Source organism: Streptomyces sp. NBC_00341 (assembly GCF_041435055.1).
GTDB lineage: Bacteria > Actinomycetota > Actinomycetes > Streptomycetales > Streptomycetaceae > Streptomyces.
The window spans coordinates 8,061,887-8,078,038 of the sequence record NZ_CP108002.1 but is presented as its reverse complement, the minus strand read 5'-3'; the positions used below and the strand labels follow the sequence as shown (position 1 = coordinate 8,078,038).

Annotated in this window: 16 protein-coding genes; 9 read left to right on the top strand and 7 right to left on the bottom strand. The window is 69.9% G+C overall.

What is annotated here, in order from left to right:
- Together OG892_RS36065 and OG892_RS36060 are read right to left on the bottom strand one after the other, a co-directional pair.
- Positions 1-306: an urease subunit gamma gene (locus OG892_RS36065; protein WP_073734599.1), complete on the bottom strand. Its 306-nt coding sequence runs from the start codon at positions 304-306 to the stop codon at positions 1-3.
- A gap of 60 nt (positions 307-366) precedes the next feature.
- Positions 367-1,329: an urea transporter gene (locus tag OG892_RS36060; RefSeq protein WP_328864486.1), complete on the bottom strand. Its 963-nt coding sequence runs from the start codon at positions 1,327-1,329 to the stop codon at positions 367-369.
- A 197-nt stretch (positions 1,330-1,526) separates the two neighbouring features.
- On the opposite strand from OG892_RS36060, the gene OG892_RS36055 reads away from it, so the two are divergent.
- Together OG892_RS36055 and OG892_RS36050 are read left to right on the top strand one after the other, a co-directional pair.
- Entirely contained in the window at positions 1,527-1,997 is a 471-nt protein-coding gene (locus OG892_RS36055) for a CrcB family protein (protein WP_371631283.1), read from the top strand.
- A complete protein-coding gene (locus OG892_RS36050; RefSeq protein WP_073734596.1) occupies positions 1,994-2,368 on the top strand; it encodes a CrcB family protein in 375 nt (124 codons plus the stop codon). The genes OG892_RS36055 and OG892_RS36050 overlap by 4 nt, the downstream gene beginning before the upstream one ends.
- A gap of 80 nt (positions 2,369-2,448) precedes the next feature.
- Here the strand turns inward: OG892_RS36050 and OG892_RS36045 are convergent, their stop codons facing one another.
- The 3 genes from OG892_RS36045 to OG892_RS36035 all read right to left on the bottom strand — a co-directional run bounded on the left by OG892_RS36045 (position 2,449) and on the right by OG892_RS36035 (position 6,167).
- A complete protein-coding gene (locus OG892_RS36045; protein WP_199884350.1) occupies positions 2,449-2,625 on the bottom strand; it encodes a hypothetical protein in 177 nt (58 codons plus the stop codon).
- A 348-nt stretch (positions 2,626-2,973) separates the two neighbouring features.
- Positions 2,974-4,473, bottom strand: a complete 1,500-nt coding sequence (locus OG892_RS36040) for an SDR family NAD(P)-dependent oxidoreductase (RefSeq protein ID WP_371631282.1) — start codon at positions 4,471-4,473, stop codon at positions 2,974-2,976.
- Positions 4,474-4,664: 191 nt separating this feature from the next.
- The gene (locus tag OG892_RS36035) at positions 4,665-6,167 is read right to left on the bottom strand and encodes an MFS transporter (protein ID WP_371631281.1); all 1,503 of its coding nucleotides are present in this window, start codon (positions 6,165-6,167) and stop codon (positions 4,665-4,667) included.
- A gap of 211 nt (positions 6,168-6,378) precedes the next feature.
- On the opposite strand from OG892_RS36035, the gene OG892_RS36030 reads away from it, so the two are divergent.
- The 5 genes from OG892_RS36030 to OG892_RS36010 all read left to right on the top strand — a co-directional run bounded on the left by OG892_RS36030 (position 6,379) and on the right by OG892_RS36010 (position 11,300).
- On the top strand, positions 6,379-7,281 hold the full coding sequence (locus OG892_RS36030; protein WP_328864491.1) for an RNA polymerase sigma factor SigF: 903 nt from the start codon (positions 6,379-6,381) through the stop codon (positions 7,279-7,281).
- 196 nt (positions 7,282-7,477) lie between these two features.
- The gene (locus OG892_RS36025) at positions 7,478-8,698 is read left to right on the top strand and encodes a PP2C family protein-serine/threonine phosphatase (RefSeq protein ID WP_371631750.1); all 1,221 of its coding nucleotides are present in this window, start codon (positions 7,478-7,480) and stop codon (positions 8,696-8,698) included.
- Positions 8,688-10,301: a CHASE3 domain-containing protein gene (locus OG892_RS36020; RefSeq protein ID WP_371631280.1), complete on the top strand. Its 1,614-nt coding sequence runs from the start codon at positions 8,688-8,690 to the stop codon at positions 10,299-10,301. The genes OG892_RS36025 and OG892_RS36020 overlap by 11 nt, the downstream gene beginning before the upstream one ends.
- Positions 10,298-10,741 (top strand): response regulator, encoded by a 444-nt coding sequence (locus OG892_RS36015; RefSeq protein ID WP_073734590.1) that lies wholly within the window; start codon positions 10,298-10,300, stop codon positions 10,739-10,741. The genes OG892_RS36020 and OG892_RS36015 overlap by 4 nt, the downstream gene beginning before the upstream one ends.
- Positions 10,742-10,844: 103 nt before the next feature.
- Complete coding sequence (locus tag OG892_RS36010) at positions 10,845-11,300, top strand: ATP-binding protein (protein ID WP_073734589.1); 456 nt, start codon at positions 10,845-10,847, stop codon at positions 11,298-11,300.
- 52 nt (positions 11,301-11,352) lie between these two features.
- On the opposite strand, the gene OG892_RS36005 is transcribed toward OG892_RS36010, so the two are convergent.
- Positions 11,353-12,528 carry a PP2C family protein-serine/threonine phosphatase gene (locus OG892_RS36005; RefSeq protein WP_371631279.1) on the bottom strand — a complete coding sequence of 392 codons (1,176 nt, stop codon included), beginning with the start codon at positions 12,526-12,528 and terminating at the stop codon, positions 11,353-11,355.
- 80 nt (positions 12,529-12,608) lie between these two features.
- On the opposite strand from OG892_RS36005, the gene OG892_RS36000 reads away from it, so the two are divergent.
- Positions 12,609-13,106 (top strand): MarR family transcriptional regulator, encoded by a 498-nt coding sequence (locus tag OG892_RS36000; RefSeq protein WP_073734587.1) that lies wholly within the window; start codon positions 12,609-12,611, stop codon positions 13,104-13,106.
- Positions 13,107-13,376: 270 nt separating this feature from the next.
- Complete coding sequence (locus OG892_RS35995) at positions 13,377-13,709, top strand: STAS domain-containing protein (protein ID WP_371631278.1); 333 nt, start codon at positions 13,377-13,379, stop codon at positions 13,707-13,709.
- Between the two features lie 73 nt (positions 13,710-13,782).
- Here OG892_RS35995 and OG892_RS35990 read toward each other — a convergent pair whose 3' ends face one another.
- Positions 13,783-16,146 (bottom strand): GH92 family glycosyl hydrolase, encoded by a 2,364-nt coding sequence (locus OG892_RS35990; RefSeq protein WP_371631277.1) that lies wholly within the window; start codon positions 16,144-16,146, stop codon positions 13,783-13,785.
- Between the last annotated feature and the right edge of the window lie 6 nt (positions 16,147-16,152).

Genomic DNA, 16,152 nt, shown 5'->3' with positions numbered 1-16,152 from the left:
TCAGCCCCCGATCGGGTCGTGGCAGGACACCAGCTTCGTGCCGTCCACGAAGGACGCCTCGACCTGGAGCAGGCCGAGCATCTCCCGGACACCGGGCATGGTGTCCGGCTCGCCCACGACATGGCGGCCCAGCTCCATGCAGTCCGCGACGCTCCTGCCGTCGCGCGCGGCTTCGAGGATCGCCTCGGTGATCAGCGCGACCGACTCGCTGTAGTTGAGCTTGAGGCCGCGTCCCTGGCGTTTGCGGGCCAGGTCGGCCACCACGTACACCAGCAGCTTGTCGATCTCGCGAGGGGCGAGGTTCATCGTCAGTACCTTCCTCGGGTTGTACGGGCTGAGGGCGCGGGGGCCCGGGAGCCGGGACGGTCAACCGCTCCGGCGGAGCCGGGGCAGCAGCGGCACGGCGGCCATCAGCGCCCAGGTCGTGAGAATGAACGGCCAGGTGAAGGTGTGGCCGCCGAAGGTCTTGAAAATGGACGTCAGCGACGCGGTGAGCCCGGTGCTGACGGCCGCGCCGAAGAGCGCGTACGCACCGTTCCAGACCGTGTTCGCCAGGAACACCGCGCCGAGGGCGATCGCCACGAGCACCGCGTTGTATCCGTAGATGCCGTTGGCGATCAGGGCCGTCGGGGCGCCGAGCACCCACGCGGCGACGATGCCGGCCACGCTGCCGGCCGCCGCGTAGAGCACGACGCGCAGGCCGGCCAGGGCGAGGCCGACGAGCATGATCAGCCCGACGTACCAGCTGTCGATCAGGAAGACCTGCGAGATGTTGTTGAAGAACGCGTGCCACAGGGCGGTCCAGGTCCACCCGGTCTCGCCGGTGGTGGTGCTGGCCACGGAGGCCGGGTCGCCGTGCCAGACCCGCGCGAACGAGGGGGCGCCCACCACCATCACTCCGGAGACCAGACAGAAGGGCGCGGTGAGCGGGGTGAGCCCGTAGGGCGCGAGGAGGGTGCCCAGGGCGGCCATCAGGACGGTGCACATGACGGCGCCGAAGACGGTCAGCACATAGGTGGCGAGATGGTTGCCCAGCGAGGAGACGAGGGCGATGCCCGTGAGGCAGCCCGCGTACCCCTGGAGTCCGAGCGCGATCCCCGACCGGTCGACGGCGAGGGCGTAGGCGGTCGCGGTGGCGATCAGGGTGCCGAGCGTGGCGAAGAGGCCGTTCTGCCAGCCGGACACCCACAGCGCTACGAGGATCGCCACACCGGTCAGGAGCCCGGCCTGGAGATCGACCTGCCCGAACCCGCGCAGGGAGGCAAGTACGTACGCGGACGGCTGACGGCTCTCCAGCCGCCGGACGATTTTCGGCTCGGCGAGGGGCAAGGCTGACTCCAGCGACTCGACAGCGAGGAGGCCCTCCGGCCGACAGGCCGGGAGCGCATCCCTACGTATGCCATCAAGACACAGAGTGATCGGATAATCGCGCTGCGGGGCCTCCGGTTGACCCACCCGGGTACGGGCTCGGCCGGGGCTGGCGCGCTACGCCCCGGACGGCCCCCACCGCTCCATAGATTCGCGGAATGTCACCCAGGATGAGGCTGCACCTGCACAGCCACCCCGACCATCACCCGGGGGTGCAGCTGTCGGTGGTGGCCGCCGTCGCGGTCGGCGGCGCCGCCGGAGCCGTCGCCCGGTACGGCGCCGAACGCCTCTGGCCCACCGGCGCCTCGGCCTTCCCCTGGACGATTCTGCTGGTCAACACGGTGGGCTGTTTCCTGATGGGTGTTCTGATGGTCACCCTGAAGCTGCGCTTCCCCGGCGCGCCCCGGCTGATCAGTCCGCTGCTCGGCACCGGCGTGCTCGGCGGGTTCACCTCGTTCTCGCACTACACGGACAACGTCCGGCAGCTGTTCGAGAACCATCAGCCCGGGTACGCGGTCGGCTGCCTGGTGCTGACCGTGGTGGCCGCACTGACCGCCGTGACGGCGGGCGCGTTCGCCACCCACTTCGCCTTCGGGCGTTCCTACGTCACCGAGAACGGCGCGTCATGACCGACTGGCTGCTCGTCATCGCCGGCGGACTCGTGGGCGCACCGCTGCGCTACTACCTCGGGGTCGACGCGAAGTTCCGCCTGCACAGCGTCTTCCCGTGGGGCACCTTCGCCGCCAACGCCGGCGCCGCCCTGTTCCTCGGCTTCGTCGCCGAGGCGGTGGCCGGCGGGGAGCTGGGCGCCCGGCTCGATCTGCTGCTCGCCACCGGGTTCTGCGGGGCTCTGTCGACCTGGTCGACGTTCTCCTACGAACTGCTGACCCTGAACTCCGCCCGCCGGCTCGCCCTGGCGGCGGGCTATCTGCTGCTCACCGTGGGCGCGGGGGTCGGTCTCTCGTTCGCCGGGGCCGCAGTGGCCCGCGCGGCCTTCTGAACGGGACCGGCCGCCACACGACCGAGCTCCGGCCCGCACCCCGGAGACGGGGCGCGGGCCGGAGCTCGGTGGTGCGACGCTCAGTCGATGCCGGGCAGGATGTGCGGCTCGGCGAGGTCGTCCTCGTAGCCGGCCAGCCGGATCGGTGCGGACCTGGCCCAGACCTCGATGTTCCGGAGCTTCTCGGGCCTGCGGGCCCGCTCTCCGGACCGTTCGGCCGGTCGCTTCTCGTACTTCGTCAGTTCCGGTGTCGTCACCGCGCACTCCTTTGTGTCGCGTAACCCCAAGCGTCGCCGACGCTCCGGCTCCAATACCGGCACGTCGACCGCCCGCCGGGGCGGGGGAAGGATCTGCTTCGGTCGCGGTGGCGCCGGGTACGGGGCGGGACGGCGGCCTGGTTGACAGGCCTGTCCCAGGACGGCCGGGGAATCTTCGTGGATCCCTCGGTGGCGTCCGTTCCTCTCAGAGTAACCAAATGAGCGCCGCTACGCTCGATGGAACGTGTGCCCTGGGTCACTTTCAGCCACCGAGCACGGAAAAGACCCGGCCCGGGAGGCTTCCCGGGCCGGGTCCGCGGCTCTGTGGCGGGGCGCTGTTCCTGACCGCTACCAGTTCGCCGGGGCGTAGTCCTTGAGGAAGCAGCCGTACAGCGCCTCGCCCGCCTCACCGCGCACGATCGGGTCGTAGACCCGAGCGGCGCCGTCGACCAGGTCGAGCGGGGCGTGGAAGCCCTCCTCCGCCAGCCGTATCTTGTCGGGGTGCGGCCGCTCGTCGGTGATCCAGCCGGTGTCGACGGCGGTCATCAGGATGCCGTCCTTCTCGAACATCTCCTGGGCGCTGGTACGGGTCAGCATGTTCAGCGCGGCCTTGGCCATGTTGGTGTGCGGGTGCCCCGCTCCCTTGTAGCCGCGGCCGAACACCCCCTCCATCGCCGAGACGTTGACCACGTAGGAGTGGGCCGATGCCGTCGCGGCCATGGCCGGGCGGAGCCGGCTGATCAGGATGAACGGCGCGGTCGAGTTGCAGAGCTGGACCTCCAGCAGCTCGATCGGCTCGACCTCGTCGACTGTCTGGATCCAGCTGTTGCTGTGGTGCAGGTCCGGGACCAGGCCGCCCGCGTCGATGGCGGTGCCGGCGGCGATGCGTTCGAGCGAGGCGGATCCGGTGACCAGCGCGAGATCGGTGACGTCCTGCGCGCTCAGCCCCTCCTTGCGGGCGGCGGGCAGCGCGGCGACGCGGTCGACGGTGCCGCTGCCGAAGGTGCCGATCACCTCGGCGGCCGGGAGTTCGCCCGCGGGCAGCGGGGCGGACTCGGCACCGAGCAGCTCGCTGTACGCCTGCGGTGAGCGGCGCACCGTCTGGGCGGCGTTGTTGATCAGGATGTCCAGCGGACCCTCGGCGGCGACGGATTCGGCGAGCGCTACGACCTGGGCGGGGTCGCGAAGATCGATGCCGACGATCTTCAGCCGGTGGATCCACTCGTCGCTGTCCTCCATCGCCTTGAAGCGGCGGATCGCGTCGTTGGGGAAGCGGGTGGTGATCGTGGTGTGCGCACCGTCCCGCAGCAGGCGCAGCGCGATGTACATACCGATCTTGGCGCGGCCGCCGGTGAGCAGCGCCCGGCGGCCGGTCAGGTCGGTGCGCGCGTCACGGCGGGCGCGGTTCTCCCGGGCGCACGACTGGCAGAGCTGGTGGTAGAACGCGTCGACCTCGACGTACCGCGTCTTGCAGATGTAGCAGGACCTGGGGCGCTGGAGGACGCCCGCGATCTCCGCGGCGGCCGAGGAGGACGGCAGGACGCCCTGGGTCTCGTCGTCGATGCGCTCCGCCGAACCGGTCGCGGTGGCCTCGGTGACGGCCTTGTCGTGCGCGGTCTTGGCGGCCCGGCGCTCCTGGCGGCGACGCTGCTTCACGGTCCGGTAGACACCGGCGGTGGCGCGGCGCACCGCGATGGCGTCCGGGTGGTCGACCTCGATGGCGTCGAGCTCGTCGAGCACGCTCAGGCAGACGGCCAGCCGCTGCGGGTCGATACCGGGACCGAACTCCTCAGTACCGGGCACGAGCTCCTCGGTACCGAGCTCGGGGCCGTCCTCTGTCACCGTCATTGCCGTTCCTCTGTTGCTTGTGCCGCCGGATTCTCCCGGCGGCCGTGGCGCGCCGCCGAGCCGGACTCACGAGGACTCGCATCCACGGGACTGAGGGTCCGGCCGCGGGCTTCCGCGCGAAGCCGCCGCACTGCGGGCCGAACGCCCCCACCAAGTTTGCCATGCTCCGGCGGCTGCTCCATTCGAGTGCGTCACCCGGGTTCGCCCGAGGGCCGCGTCCCGCTTCCGCCCGCGTCCTCCCGGGTACTCAGCGGCGCGGCGATGTCCTCCAGGGACCGGCCCTCCGCCGCTACCGCGAAGAAGCACGCCACCAGCCCGGCCGCGATCATGAGGACGGCCCCGATACAGAAGGCCAGAGCGGTCTCGGCCACCACGCCGCTCTCCGTGAGGTCGGCGAAGACGAGGGGCCCGGAGATTCCGCCGGCGGCGGTGCCGATGGCGTAGAAGAAGGCGATCGCCATCGCACGGGTCTCCATCGGGAAGATCTCGCTGACGGTCAGGTAGGCGGAGCTGGCACCGGCGGACGCGAAGAACAGCACGACGCACCAGCACGCGGTCATGGTGACGGCCGAGAGCCACCCGCTGTTGAAGAACCACGCGGTGACCAGGAGCAGGACGCCGGACAGGATGTACGTCCCGGCGATCATGGGTTTGCGACCGGCGGTGTCGAAGAACCGGCTGAGCAGGAGCGGTCCGAGGAAGTTGCAGGCGGCGATGACGGCGAAGTAGTAGCCGGTGGCGCCGCTCGACACGTCGAAGAACGTGACGAGGATCGAGCCGAAGCCGAACGTGACGGCGTTGTAGAGGAACGCCTGCCCGATGAAGAGCGAGAAGCCCAGCACGGCCCGTTTCGGGTAGGACCGGAAGACGGTCCTGGCGATCAGCCCGAAGCCGATCCCGCCCCGCTGCTCGACGGTGATGCTTGTCTCCGCTTCCGGGAGCTTGCGTCCCGTCTGCGACTCCACCTCACGTTCCACCTCGGCCACGAGCTTCTCCGCTTCCTCGTCACGGCCGTGGATGAACATCCAGCGGGGGCTCTCCGGCACGTGGCGGCGTACGAGGAGGATGACGAGTCCGAGGACGACGCCCAGGGCGAAGGTCAGACGCCAGCCCACGTCCTTCGGGAAGATGGACGTGTTCAGGGCGAGCACGGAGAGCAGCGAGCCGGCCACCGCACCGAGCCAGAAGCTGCCGTTGATGATGAGGTCGACACGCCCCCGGTACTTGCTCGGGATGAGTTCGTCGATGGCCGAGTTGATCGCGGCGTACTCCCCTCCGATCCCGAAGCCGGTGAGGAACCGGAAGAGGAAGAACCACCAGACCGAGAAGGAGACCGCGGTGAGTGCCGTCGCCAGGAGGTAGACGGCGAGCGTGATCAGGAAGAGCTTCTTCCTGCCGTAGCGGTCGGTGAGCCACCCGAAGAAGAGCGCGCCGGAGCACGCCCCCGCCACGTACGTCGCCGCGGCGATCCCGGTGACCTGGCCGGCGCTGATGGGCAGACCGCTGCCGTCCTCGGAGAGCCGGCTCGCGATGTTGCCGACGACCGTGACCTCCAGGCCGTCCAGGATCCAGACCGTCCCGAGCCCGATCACGATCATCCAGTGCCATCCCGACCAGGGGAGCCTGTCGAGTCTCGCCGGAATCCTGGTCGTGACAGTGGCCGTAGCCGGGCCCGTGGAATCGCTGTTCGCCATGGCATCTCCCTGCGTCGGATACAAGACAGTGCCCGCGAATGCGGGCCGGCAACATCCCGGATCCAACCAACATTGGGACAAAAATTGACAAATGGGCACTCATGTCCGTCGCCGCCACGACGGCGAAAATAAATCGCACCCATTCGGCATGACCTCGTCGATGCGGGGCACACGAGGTCTGACGCACTTGGCTAGCAGGAGGGGCGACAACATGGCGGCCACGACGGAGCAGACCGGCGCAGTCCTTGGTGCCACACGCACGTTTTCCGAGCAGACCGGCATCCGTTCGGAGCCCGGCACCTCGGAGCTGCCGTGGATCGAGGACACCGGGAAGGTGGCTCCGAAGGACGCCCGCGCCCTGTCGAAGCTCTTCCTCGACCGGCTCCAGGTCCTCGAAGAGGGCACCCACGAGTACCAGTACGCGCGCAACACCCTCATCGAGATGAACCTCTCGCTGGTGCGGTACGCCGCCTCACGGTTCCGCAACCGCGGTGGCGACGACACCGAGGACATCATCCAGGTGGGCACCATCGGGCTGATCAAGGCGATCGACCGGTTCGACCTCTCCCGTGACGTCGAGTTCGCCACCTTCGCGGTCCCGTACATCGTCGGGGAGATCAAGCGCTTCTTCCGGGACACGACCTGGGCGGTGCACGTGCCGCGGCGGCTCCAGGAGCTCCGTGTCGACCTGGCGAAGGCGAAGGAGCAGCTCTCGGCGAAGCTCGACCGCGATCCGACGGTCAAGGAACTGGCCGAGCTGATCGACCTGCCCGAGGAAGAGATCATCGAGGGCCTCGTCGCGGCCAACGGCTATTCGGCGGGCTCCCTGGACTCCCCCTCGGCCGAGACCGACTCCGGGAGCGACCAGCGGTCGTTCGCCGAGATGATCGGTGAGGCCGACCCCGGGATGGAGACCGTCGAGAACCTCCACACGCTGGCGCCGCTGCTGGAACAGCTCGACGAGCGCGAGCGCAGCATCGTGCGGATGCGCTTCGGCCAGGAGATGACGCAGTCCCAGATCGGTGCCGAACTCGGCGTCTCGCAGATGCATGTGTCACGGCTGCTGGCCCGCATCGTCAAGCAGTTGCGTGCCGGGATGTCCGTCGAGGCGTGACGCCCGACACATGAGAGCGTCCGTACGGCAACGCCTGTACCGCCTCACAGCAGCGCGATGACGCCCGCCCGCACTTGGGCGGGCGTCATTCACATATGCTGCCCTGCGACGGCGGGCGGCCCGCTCGATCACAACGAGAGGGTGAGGCGTGGCTGTGACGCGTACTGACTCCCACGTGCGGCATCCGGTCAGCGCGATTCTCCCGGCACAGTTTGGAACCCAGCCGGGCGGCCGGTCCTCCGTGTGGGACCTCAACGCCGCCATCCTGCTGGTGGAGGACGACGCGGGCGACGCCCTGCTCGTCGAGGAGATGCTCGCCGACGGTGAGCTGGACTCCGCGCTCACCTGGTGCAAGACGCTGACCGAGGCCCTGACCTTTCTGCGCGGGCACCGGACACCCGTCTGCGTCCTGCTGGACCTGCACCTTCCCGATGTGAACGGGTTGAGCGCCGTCACCCAGATCGTGGAGACGACTCCGGACGCCGCGATCGTGGTGCTGACCGGGCTGGCCGAGGCCGAGGCCGGACTGGACGCGGTGGCCACCGGTGCGCAGGACTACCTGGTCAAGGGGCGGCTCGACCCGCAGGCACTGTCCCGCGCCATCCGCTACGCCCTCCAGCGCAAGCAGGTCGAACGGGCGGCGGCGGCCCTGCGCGCCAACCAGCAGATGGCCCAGGAGAACGCCCGCCTCGAACGCGGGCTGCTGCCCGTACCGCTCCTGAACGACGACGGTTTCGAGGCGGTCGCCCGCTACGAGCCCGGCCGCGCGCACGGTCTGCTCAGCGGTGACTTCTACGACGTGGTCCAGACATCCGACGGAACGGTGCACGCCGTGATCGGTGATGTGTCGGGGCACGGCGCGGCGGAGGCAGCGCTGGGGGTGTGCCTGCGGGTGGCCTGGCGCACGGCTGTGCTGTGCCGCACCGACCAGTTGGAACAGATCGCCCTGCTCGAGGAGATCCTGGTCGCAGAGCGGTCCGACCCGCATGTCTTCGCCACCGTCACCTCGCTCGTCTTCCCGCCCGGCGGTGACCACGTCCGGATCGTGCGGGCGGGACACCCAGGGCTGCTGCTGCGCCAGGGCACGGACATCGAGTGGGTGGAGCCCGAGGGCGGCATCGCGCTCGGACTGCTGCCCGGTCACGGTCAGTGGATCTCCACCGACCTGCCGCTGCCGCCCGGCGCCCGTCTCGTACTCTTCAGCGACGGCCTGTTCGAGGGGCGCACCGGCCCCGACACCCGGCTGGGCGAGGACGGACTGCTCGCGATGGCCCGGAGCCGGGCCGAACTGCCGGCCCGTCCGTTCATCGACGCCCTGGTCGACGGAGCCGCCGACGCGGCGGCTCCCCACGGCGGCCTCGCCGACGACGTGGCCGTGCTGCATCTCGCCTGGAACAGGACACCTCATGACCAGTGATTCACCGGCGGACACCCCGCTGCTGCCGGGACGGCTGGCACGGCTGTCGGTCCAGAACTGGGTCCATCTGATCCTGGGCTGCTTCGTCATGGTCGTGTGCGGCTGCCTGGTCGTCGGCGGACTCGTACTGGCCCGGATATCCGACCGGACCACCGAACTGGTGGACCGTATCCAGCCCGCCCGCTCCGCCTCCTTCCAGCTGCAGAACGCGCTGCTCGACCAGGAGACCGGGGTGAGGGGCTACGCCCTCAGCGGCGACCCCACCTTCCTCCAGCCCTACGCGACGGGCAAGCGCGACGAAGAACAGCGGCTGGCCCGGGTCCGTTCCGCGATGGGCGGCGCAGAGCCGTACGCCCGCGATCTGGACCGGATCGCCGCGGCCTCCGCGCAGTGGCGCAAAGAGCATGCCGAACCGCTGATCGCCGCCGTCCGCCGCGACGGCCGGCAGGGCCGCGCTTCCGCCAGGACCTCCGAGAGCAAGACCGCTTTCGACACGCTGCGGCGGCTCTACACCGCACAGCAGTCGCATCTCGACACCGCCCGTGACCACGCCCGTGCCCAGCTCAACGACGCGCGCGTCACCCGCGACCGGACCCTGATCGCGCTCGTGGCCTGCTTCGTGATGTGCGTGATCGCCCTCAGCCTGCTGCTGCACCGGGTGGTGGGACGGCCGCTCCACGCGCTGGCCGAGGCCTCCCGGCACGTACGGTCCGGCTCCTTCCGCCGCCGCATCGAGGTGCGCGGCCCGTCCGACGTGAGGGCGGTGGCGGCCGCCGTCGAGGACATGCGGTGCCGGCTGGTCGAGGAGCTCGACGCCGCCAAGGAACGGGAGGAGCTGCTGGCCCAGCAGACGGAGGAGCTCCGCCGTTCCAACTCGGAGCTGGAGCAGTTCGCGTACGTCGCCTCGCACGACCTCCAGGAGCCGCTGCGGAAGGTCGCGTCCTTCTGCCAGCTCCTGGAGAAGCGTTACGGGACGGAACTGGACGCGCGCGGCAAGCAGTACATCGACTTCGCGGTCGACGGCGCCAAGCGCATGCAGGTGCTCATCAACGACCTGCTGACCTTCTCCCGGGTGGGCCGGGTCCACGACAGCTGGAGCGCCGTCGACCTCGACCGCTCCCTGGACCGGGCGCTCGCCAATCTGACGCTGGTCATCGAGGAGTCCGGGACCACGGTCGTGCGCGAGGACGCGCTGCCAGAGGTGAACGGCGACGGCACGACCCTCGCCATGATCTGGCAGAACCTGATCGGGAACGCGGTGAAGTTCCGCCGCCCGGACGAGCCGTGCGTGATCACGGTCGGCTGTGTCCGGGAGGACGACGTCTGGCACTTCACCGTGACGGACAACGGAATCGGGATCGCCCCCGAGTTCGCGGAGAAGGTCTTCGTGATCTTCCAGCGTCTGCACGCCCGCGACGAGTACGACGGCACGGGGATCGGACTGGCCCTCTGCCGCAAGATCATCGAGTTCCACGGCGGCCGGATCTGGATTGATCCCGAACCCCGCCGGGGCACCCGCATCCACTTCAGCCTGCCTGCCGAGGACGACGGTTCCCCGGCCGAGGCCGCCCCGCCCGCCGAGATCCCCGGAGATACCGCGTGACCCATCCCGCAAAGCCCATCGAGGTCCTGCTCGTGGAGGACGATCCCGGTGACGAGCTGATGACGCGTGAGGCGTTCGAGGACAACAAGATCCGCAACACCCTCCACGTGGTCCGCGACGGACAGGAGGCGCTCGACTTCCTCTACCGCCGCGGCGAGCACGGCGAGGCCCCGCGCCCCGACCTGATCCTGCTCGACCTGAACCTGCCCAAGTACGACGGGCGGCAGGTGCTGGAGCAGATCAAGCAGGACCCGGAACTCTCCCTGATCCCCGTGGTCGTGCTGACGACGTCCTCCGCGGAGGAGGACATCCTGCGCAGCTACAAACTGCACGCCAACGCCTATGTCACGAAGCCGGTCGACCTCGATCAGTTCATCGCGGCGGTCCGCCAGATCGACGAGTTCTTCGTGACCGTGGTCCGGCTTCCCGGACGTGCCTGAAATCTGCTGACACCGGCCGGGAATGGGATCTCCCGGCGTGGGTACACGAGCAGCGAGACGAGAGGCCCCCACGGCCTCTCCCGCAGCGCCCTGGCTGGAGCACATGAACGAACAGGCCATCTCCCGGCCGGACGACTCCCCGATGAGCCGTCCGCCCACGGAGTCACTGCACGCCGCCGAGGTGTTCGACGGCGAGCCCGGGTGCATCTCTCTGGCACGGGGGCTGGCCGACCGTTTTCTCGCGCGGCTCGTCTCCGAGTGGATGGCCGTGCTCGGCACCCACACGCGCAACGATCTGATGCTGGCCGTGAGCGAGCTGGTCACCAACGCCGACCGCTACAGCCACGGCCCCTATCTGCTGGAGCTGGAGGGTACGGCCGAGCGGATCAGCGTCACCGTGTACGACAGCAGCAGCGCGCTCCCGGTCTTCTACTCCCCCGACCCGAGCCGGCTGGGCGGTCACGGCATGGAGATCGTGGTGGCCCTGTGCGACCGGCTGACGGCCGAGCGGGTACCCGTCGGCAAGCGCATCCGCGCCGAGTTCACCCTCAGCAGCTGATCCGGGCCGCTCCGGCGGTCTCGGGTTCCGGCGGCCCACGGCCCCGCGACGGTCAGCCGTCGCTGTCCTGCCTGCCGAACCAGTCGATGCAGACGACCAGCGCGTCGTCGAGCGGGTCCGATTCCCGGTAGTCCGCGAGTTCACGCAGCACGGCGCCGGGCACCGAGGCGGCGGGCAGCAGCCGCGTCGCCAGGACCGCCCTGGCGAGACCCCGCTCGACGTAGGCCTCACCGAGCGGCGAGACGGCGTCGTACACCCCGTCGCTGACGAGCAGCAGCCGGTCGCCGGGGACCAGCTGGAGGTACTGGACGTCGTACCGCGACTCCTCGAACATGCCGAGCGGCAACTGCGCGTCCAGTTCGATCCGGGCGACCTTCCTGCCGCGCAGCCGCCACAGCTGCGGGGAGCCGGCGTCCACCGCGCCGACCGTTCCGGTGGCGAGGTCGAAGCGGAGCAGCAGGGTCGACACATGGGCGGCGCCGCGGTGCTGGTCGTAGAGCGCCTGGTCGGCGAGTGCGGCCTGGTCCGCGATGCCGATGCCGGCCCGTCTGGCGTTGCGCAGGGCGTTCACGGCGAGGTTGGTGAGCAGGGAGGCCTGGATGCCCTCGCCCATGCCGTTGGTCACGGAGACGGTCAGCTGGTCACCGTCCGCGGCCCAGTCGAAGTTGTCGCCGTGGATGGCGTAGGCCGGCTCCAGCTGGGCGCCGATGGCGTACTCGGCGGCGGTGAACGCGCGTGCGGGGAGCAGTTGCCACTGCATCTCGGCGGCCAGGGTGAGCCGGGCGATACGGCGGGCGGCCTGGTAGAGGTCGGTGTCCCGTTCGGCGACGATGATCTCGTGGCCCAGGAGGTCGGCCACCTGGGTCAGCTCGTCCATGGTCCGCGGGGTGGAGCCCCCTGCCGGGAGGCGGACGGTGAGGATGCCGAGGCGCTCGCCCCGTACGGTGACGGGAAAGTGGTGGTCGATGGCGCCGCCGCGGCCCGCCGGCTCCTCGTGCGGGAGCTGGCTGCCGAACGCCCGGCCCTGCGGGCTGTTGTGCATCGACAGGGTACGCTCACGCCCCGGCGCGGAGCCGACCGGCTTGAGCACCGTCATTCCGTAGTCCGCCAGCAGCAGTTCCACGGACCGGGCGTCGTACGCCGCGGCGAGTGCGGCGCGCACCGTCTCGACCAGGGCGTGCGGTGCGGCCGCACGTACGGCTCTCTCGATTTCGGTACGGACGTTCACGGTCTTGCGCTCATTCCTCTTCGGGTCGCGGGGCCCGGGCCGGGCTGACAGAAAGGTGTGCAGGATGAAAGAGTGAATGGATGCGCCACCGTACCGACCCTCCTCACCGCCTTGAGCGGGTGTCCGAGGACGTGTGTGCCGCATCGGAACTGCTTGAGGTGTTGTGGGGCCGCGGCCAGGAGGCCGCGCCTCCGGGCACGGTGTCGACCTCGCAGCTGCGGGCCCTCCTCGTCATCGAGAAGCAGGAGGGCAGCAACCTCCGCTCGCTCGGTGAGGCGCTCGGCTCGCGGGCTCCGTCGGTGAGCCGGCTCTGCGACCGGATGGAGGCCATGGGCCTCGTCCAGCGGGATCCGAGCCAGACGAGCCGTCGCGAGGTCGAGCTGCGGCTGACCGGGCGGGGCCACGCCCTGCTGGAGGAGTACCGGGCGATCCGCACGCGTGAGCTCTCCGCCGTGCTGGAGCGGATGCAGCCCGCCGACGTGGCGGCGCTCGCCGGGGGGCTGGCCGCCTTCCGTTCGGCCGCGGCGCAGCGGCTCACGGCCGACCGGCTCCGTGACGACATCGCGGACAGCGCCTAGCCCAGGCTGACGCGGCACTAGCTTCATCGGGCCTCTGCTCCAGCGTTTCCGAGGTACGCCCCGAGGGGATGCGTCCATTGATCGTTCAAGTACAGATTGTTGCTCCACGGAGAATGTTGTCAAATGGCAACTATTACTTCTATCGTTGTCCTCCACCCGCCGCGAGCAGGACGGACATGCACCGGACCGTCCGCGTCAACCGGTGTTCTCCCCCGCCGTCCAGTGCGTCATGAGGTGACCGTGCTCCCATCCCCCAGTGCCGGCAGAGCCATGAGAATCGTCCCACGCGAGGACCGGGGTGCGCTGGTGCTCGCCGTGACCGGCGATCTCGACATCGACAACGTCGCCCCGCTCGGCGCGGCCCTGGAGAGCGCGGCCGCGAGCGGGGAAGGCCCCGTCGTCGTCGACCTCTCGGACGTGAGTTTCGCGGACTCGACGACGGTCAACGTGCTGCTCCAGGGGCAGACCCTGCTGGGCCCCCGGCTGCGGCTCGCGGAGCCGTCCCCGTTCATGGAGCGGCTCATCGGGGTGCTGGGCCTCGACAGTGCGCTGCCGGTCTTCGCGACCGTCGCCGAGGCGATCGGCCCCCCGCTCCCCCGCTGAACCCCGAACGCCGGACGCCCTTCCCCCGTGGTGCGGGGGGAAGGGCGTCCGGCGTTGCCGCGGACCGGCCGGGTCAGCCGAGCGCGGGCGGAGCGTCCTCGGGCGAGGTGCCCCAGGCCGACGGTGCGTCGCCCACCGTGAAGGAGAGCGAGCGGGCCGAGCGGATGTCGTCCGTGGTCAGATAGGTGCGCGACTGATTCGCACCGTCGAGCCGGGCCGACTGGATGTAGCGGTCGGTGTCCGAGGCGCCGGGGGCGCTCACCGTGAGCGAGCCGCGCGGGTAGTACCGGCGGTCGAGCTTGATGTCGACGCGCTCGAACGCGGGCGTGGACAGGCCCCAGGTATCGGTACCGGGCTGGACCGGGAAGACCCCGATCGAGGACAGCACCATCCAGGCGGACATGGTGCCCAGGTCGTCATTGCCCGTCATGCCGGTCGGACCGTTGGTGAAGAGCGTCAGGGCCGCGTGGACCACGTCGGTCGTCTTCCACGGCTGGCCGGTGGAGAGGTAGGTGTACGGGGCGATGAGGTCGGGCTCGTTCTGCGGGTTGTACTTGTCGGCGTTGTAGTACGCGTACGGGCCGTTGACCCAGACCTCACGGGCGGTCTTCGCGGGGTCGGCCAGCAGCTTGTCGTACGCGAAGAAGGAGTCGAGCCGCTGGTTGGCGGCGTCCTTGCCACCGATCAGGTCGACCATGCCGGGGGTGTCCTGCGGCACCATCCACTGGTACTGCCAGGACGTGCCCTCGTGGAAGCCCTCGCTCTCGGCCGGGTCGACCGGTCCGGTGAAGGCTCCGGCGGCGTCGCGGGCGCGGAAGAAGCCGGTCGACGGGTCGAAGATCTTCCGGTAGTTCTGGGCGCGCGCGCCGTACCGGGCGGCGTCGGCCCTGTGGCCGAGGTCGCGGGCCATCTCGGCGAGCATTCCGTCGGACAGGGCGTACTCCAGGGTGGCGGAGGCGCCGTGGTCGTAGTCGGAGTCGCCGGGCTTGGCGTGCGGACGGTCCTTGATGTACGGGGCGAAGCCGTCCTTCAGGTACTCGGCGTTGGCCTCCCTGCCGACCGGGGCGGAGTCCGTGGGCGGCACACCGTCCGCGTTCTTCTTCAGTGCGCGGTACGCCTGCTCCTCGTACCCCTTCAGCAGTCCCTGCTGGTAGGCGTTGGTGAGGAAGGGGGTGACCGGGTCGCCGGTCATGATGTTCGTCTCGACCGTGCCGTAGCCCCACTTGGGGAGCCAGCCGCTCTCGGCGTCGATCCGCAGGACGGATATCGCCATGTCGCGGGACTCGCGCGGGGCGAGCAGCGAGAGGAGCTGGGCCTGAGTGCGGTAGGTGTCCCAGAGCGACCAGTTCTGGTAGTAGGTGAAGGCTCCGTGGGCATCGACGGCGCGGTGCTTCTTCTGGTCCCAGCCGGTGTAGCGGCCGTCCACGTCGCTGCCGACGTTGGGCGCGAGGAAGGACCGGTAGAGCGAGGAGTAGAAGGTCCGGCGCAGCTCGTCGCTGCCTCCTTGCGCCTTCACGCCTTCGAGGCGGTTCTCCCAGTCGCGCTGGGCGGCGCGCTCGACGTGGTCGAAGCTGCGGCCGCCCTCGGCGCGGAGGTTGAGCGCGGCGCCCTTGGCGTCGACGTAGCTCAGGGCGGTGGTGGCCTCGACCGTGCGGTCCTTGCTGGTGTCGAAGCGCAGCCAGGCGCCGTTGCGGGCGTCGGTGGCGGAGGACGTCTTCGAGCCCTCGGTGACGGTGTCGCCGTTCCAGGTGCCGGAGGTGGTGAACGGCCGGTCGAAGTGGGTGACCGTGTAGACCGTGTACGGCTTGGTGTCCTGGCAGAAGCCGCTGCCGGTGATCGCGGTGCGCACGGTGCGGCTGTCCAGGATCTCGACCTTGGACGAGAGCGTCTTGTGCAGCGACTGGCCCGCGTTGAGCAGGACGTTGGCCTTGTCTGTGGCCGGGAAGGTGTAGCGCTGGACGCCGGTGCGCTTCGAGGCTGTCAGCTCGGCGTCGATGCCGGTCTTGAGCCCGACCTTGTAGTAGCCGGGGCTCGCCTTCTCGTCGTCGTGGCTGAACTCGGCCGCGTACTTCGCGTAGTCGGTCTCGGTGACGTCGCCTGTGGTGGGCAGGGTCGGCAGATCGCCGCCGAGTCCGCAGCCGACGCCGGAGAGATGGACGGCGGAGAAGCCGCGGATGTGGTTCTCGCCGTAGTCGTAACCGGTGTTGTGGCCGGTGTCCGGAGAGAGCTGCACCATGCCGAAGGGCACGGAGGCGCCGGGGTAGGTGTTGCCCTCGTTCTGGGTGCCGATGAACGGGTTGACCAGGTCGGTCAGCCGGCCGTCGTTGCGCGGCGCGGCCTCGGCCGTGGCCCCCGTGGTGAGGACACCGCCCAGGAGGGCTGCGGCCGCGAGTGCGGCCGCCGGGCCGCGCAGTCGCGGCCGTGGGGTCCGGTGCATGGGAAT

Coding starts and splice junctions, on each gene's coding strand:
- OG892_RS36020 (WP_371631280.1), top strand. CDS start 8,688: ATGACCAGTGATTCACCGGCGGACACCCCGCTGCTGCCGGGACGGCTG.
- OG892_RS36050 (WP_073734596.1), top strand. CDS start 1,994: ATGACCGACTGGCTGCTCGTCATCGCCGGCGGACTCGTGGGCGCACCG.
- OG892_RS35990 (WP_371631277.1), bottom strand. CDS start 16,146: ATGCACCGGACCCCACGGCCGCGACTGCGCGGCCCGGCGGCCGCACTC.
- OG892_RS36000 (WP_073734587.1), top strand. CDS start 12,609: ATGCGCCACCGTACCGACCCTCCTCACCGCCTTGAGCGGGTGTCCGAG.
- OG892_RS35995 (WP_371631278.1), top strand. CDS start 13,377: ATGAGAATCGTCCCACGCGAGGACCGGGGTGCGCTGGTGCTCGCCGTG.
- OG892_RS36065 (WP_073734599.1), bottom strand. CDS start 306: ATGAACCTCGCCCCTCGCGAGATCGACAAGCTGCTGGTGTACGTGGTG.
- OG892_RS36030 (WP_328864491.1), top strand. CDS start 6,379: ATGGCGGCCACGACGGAGCAGACCGGCGCAGTCCTTGGTGCCACACGC.
- OG892_RS36040 (WP_371631282.1), bottom strand. CDS start 4,473: ATGACGGTGACAGAGGACGGCCCCGAGCTCGGTACCGAGGAGCTCGTG.
- OG892_RS36010 (WP_073734589.1), top strand. CDS start 10,845: ATGAACGAACAGGCCATCTCCCGGCCGGACGACTCCCCGATGAGCCGT.
- OG892_RS36055 (WP_371631283.1), top strand. CDS start 1,527: ATGTCACCCAGGATGAGGCTGCACCTGCACAGCCACCCCGACCATCAC.
- OG892_RS36035 (WP_371631281.1), bottom strand. CDS start 6,167: ATGGCGAACAGCGATTCCACGGGCCCGGCTACGGCCACTGTCACGACC.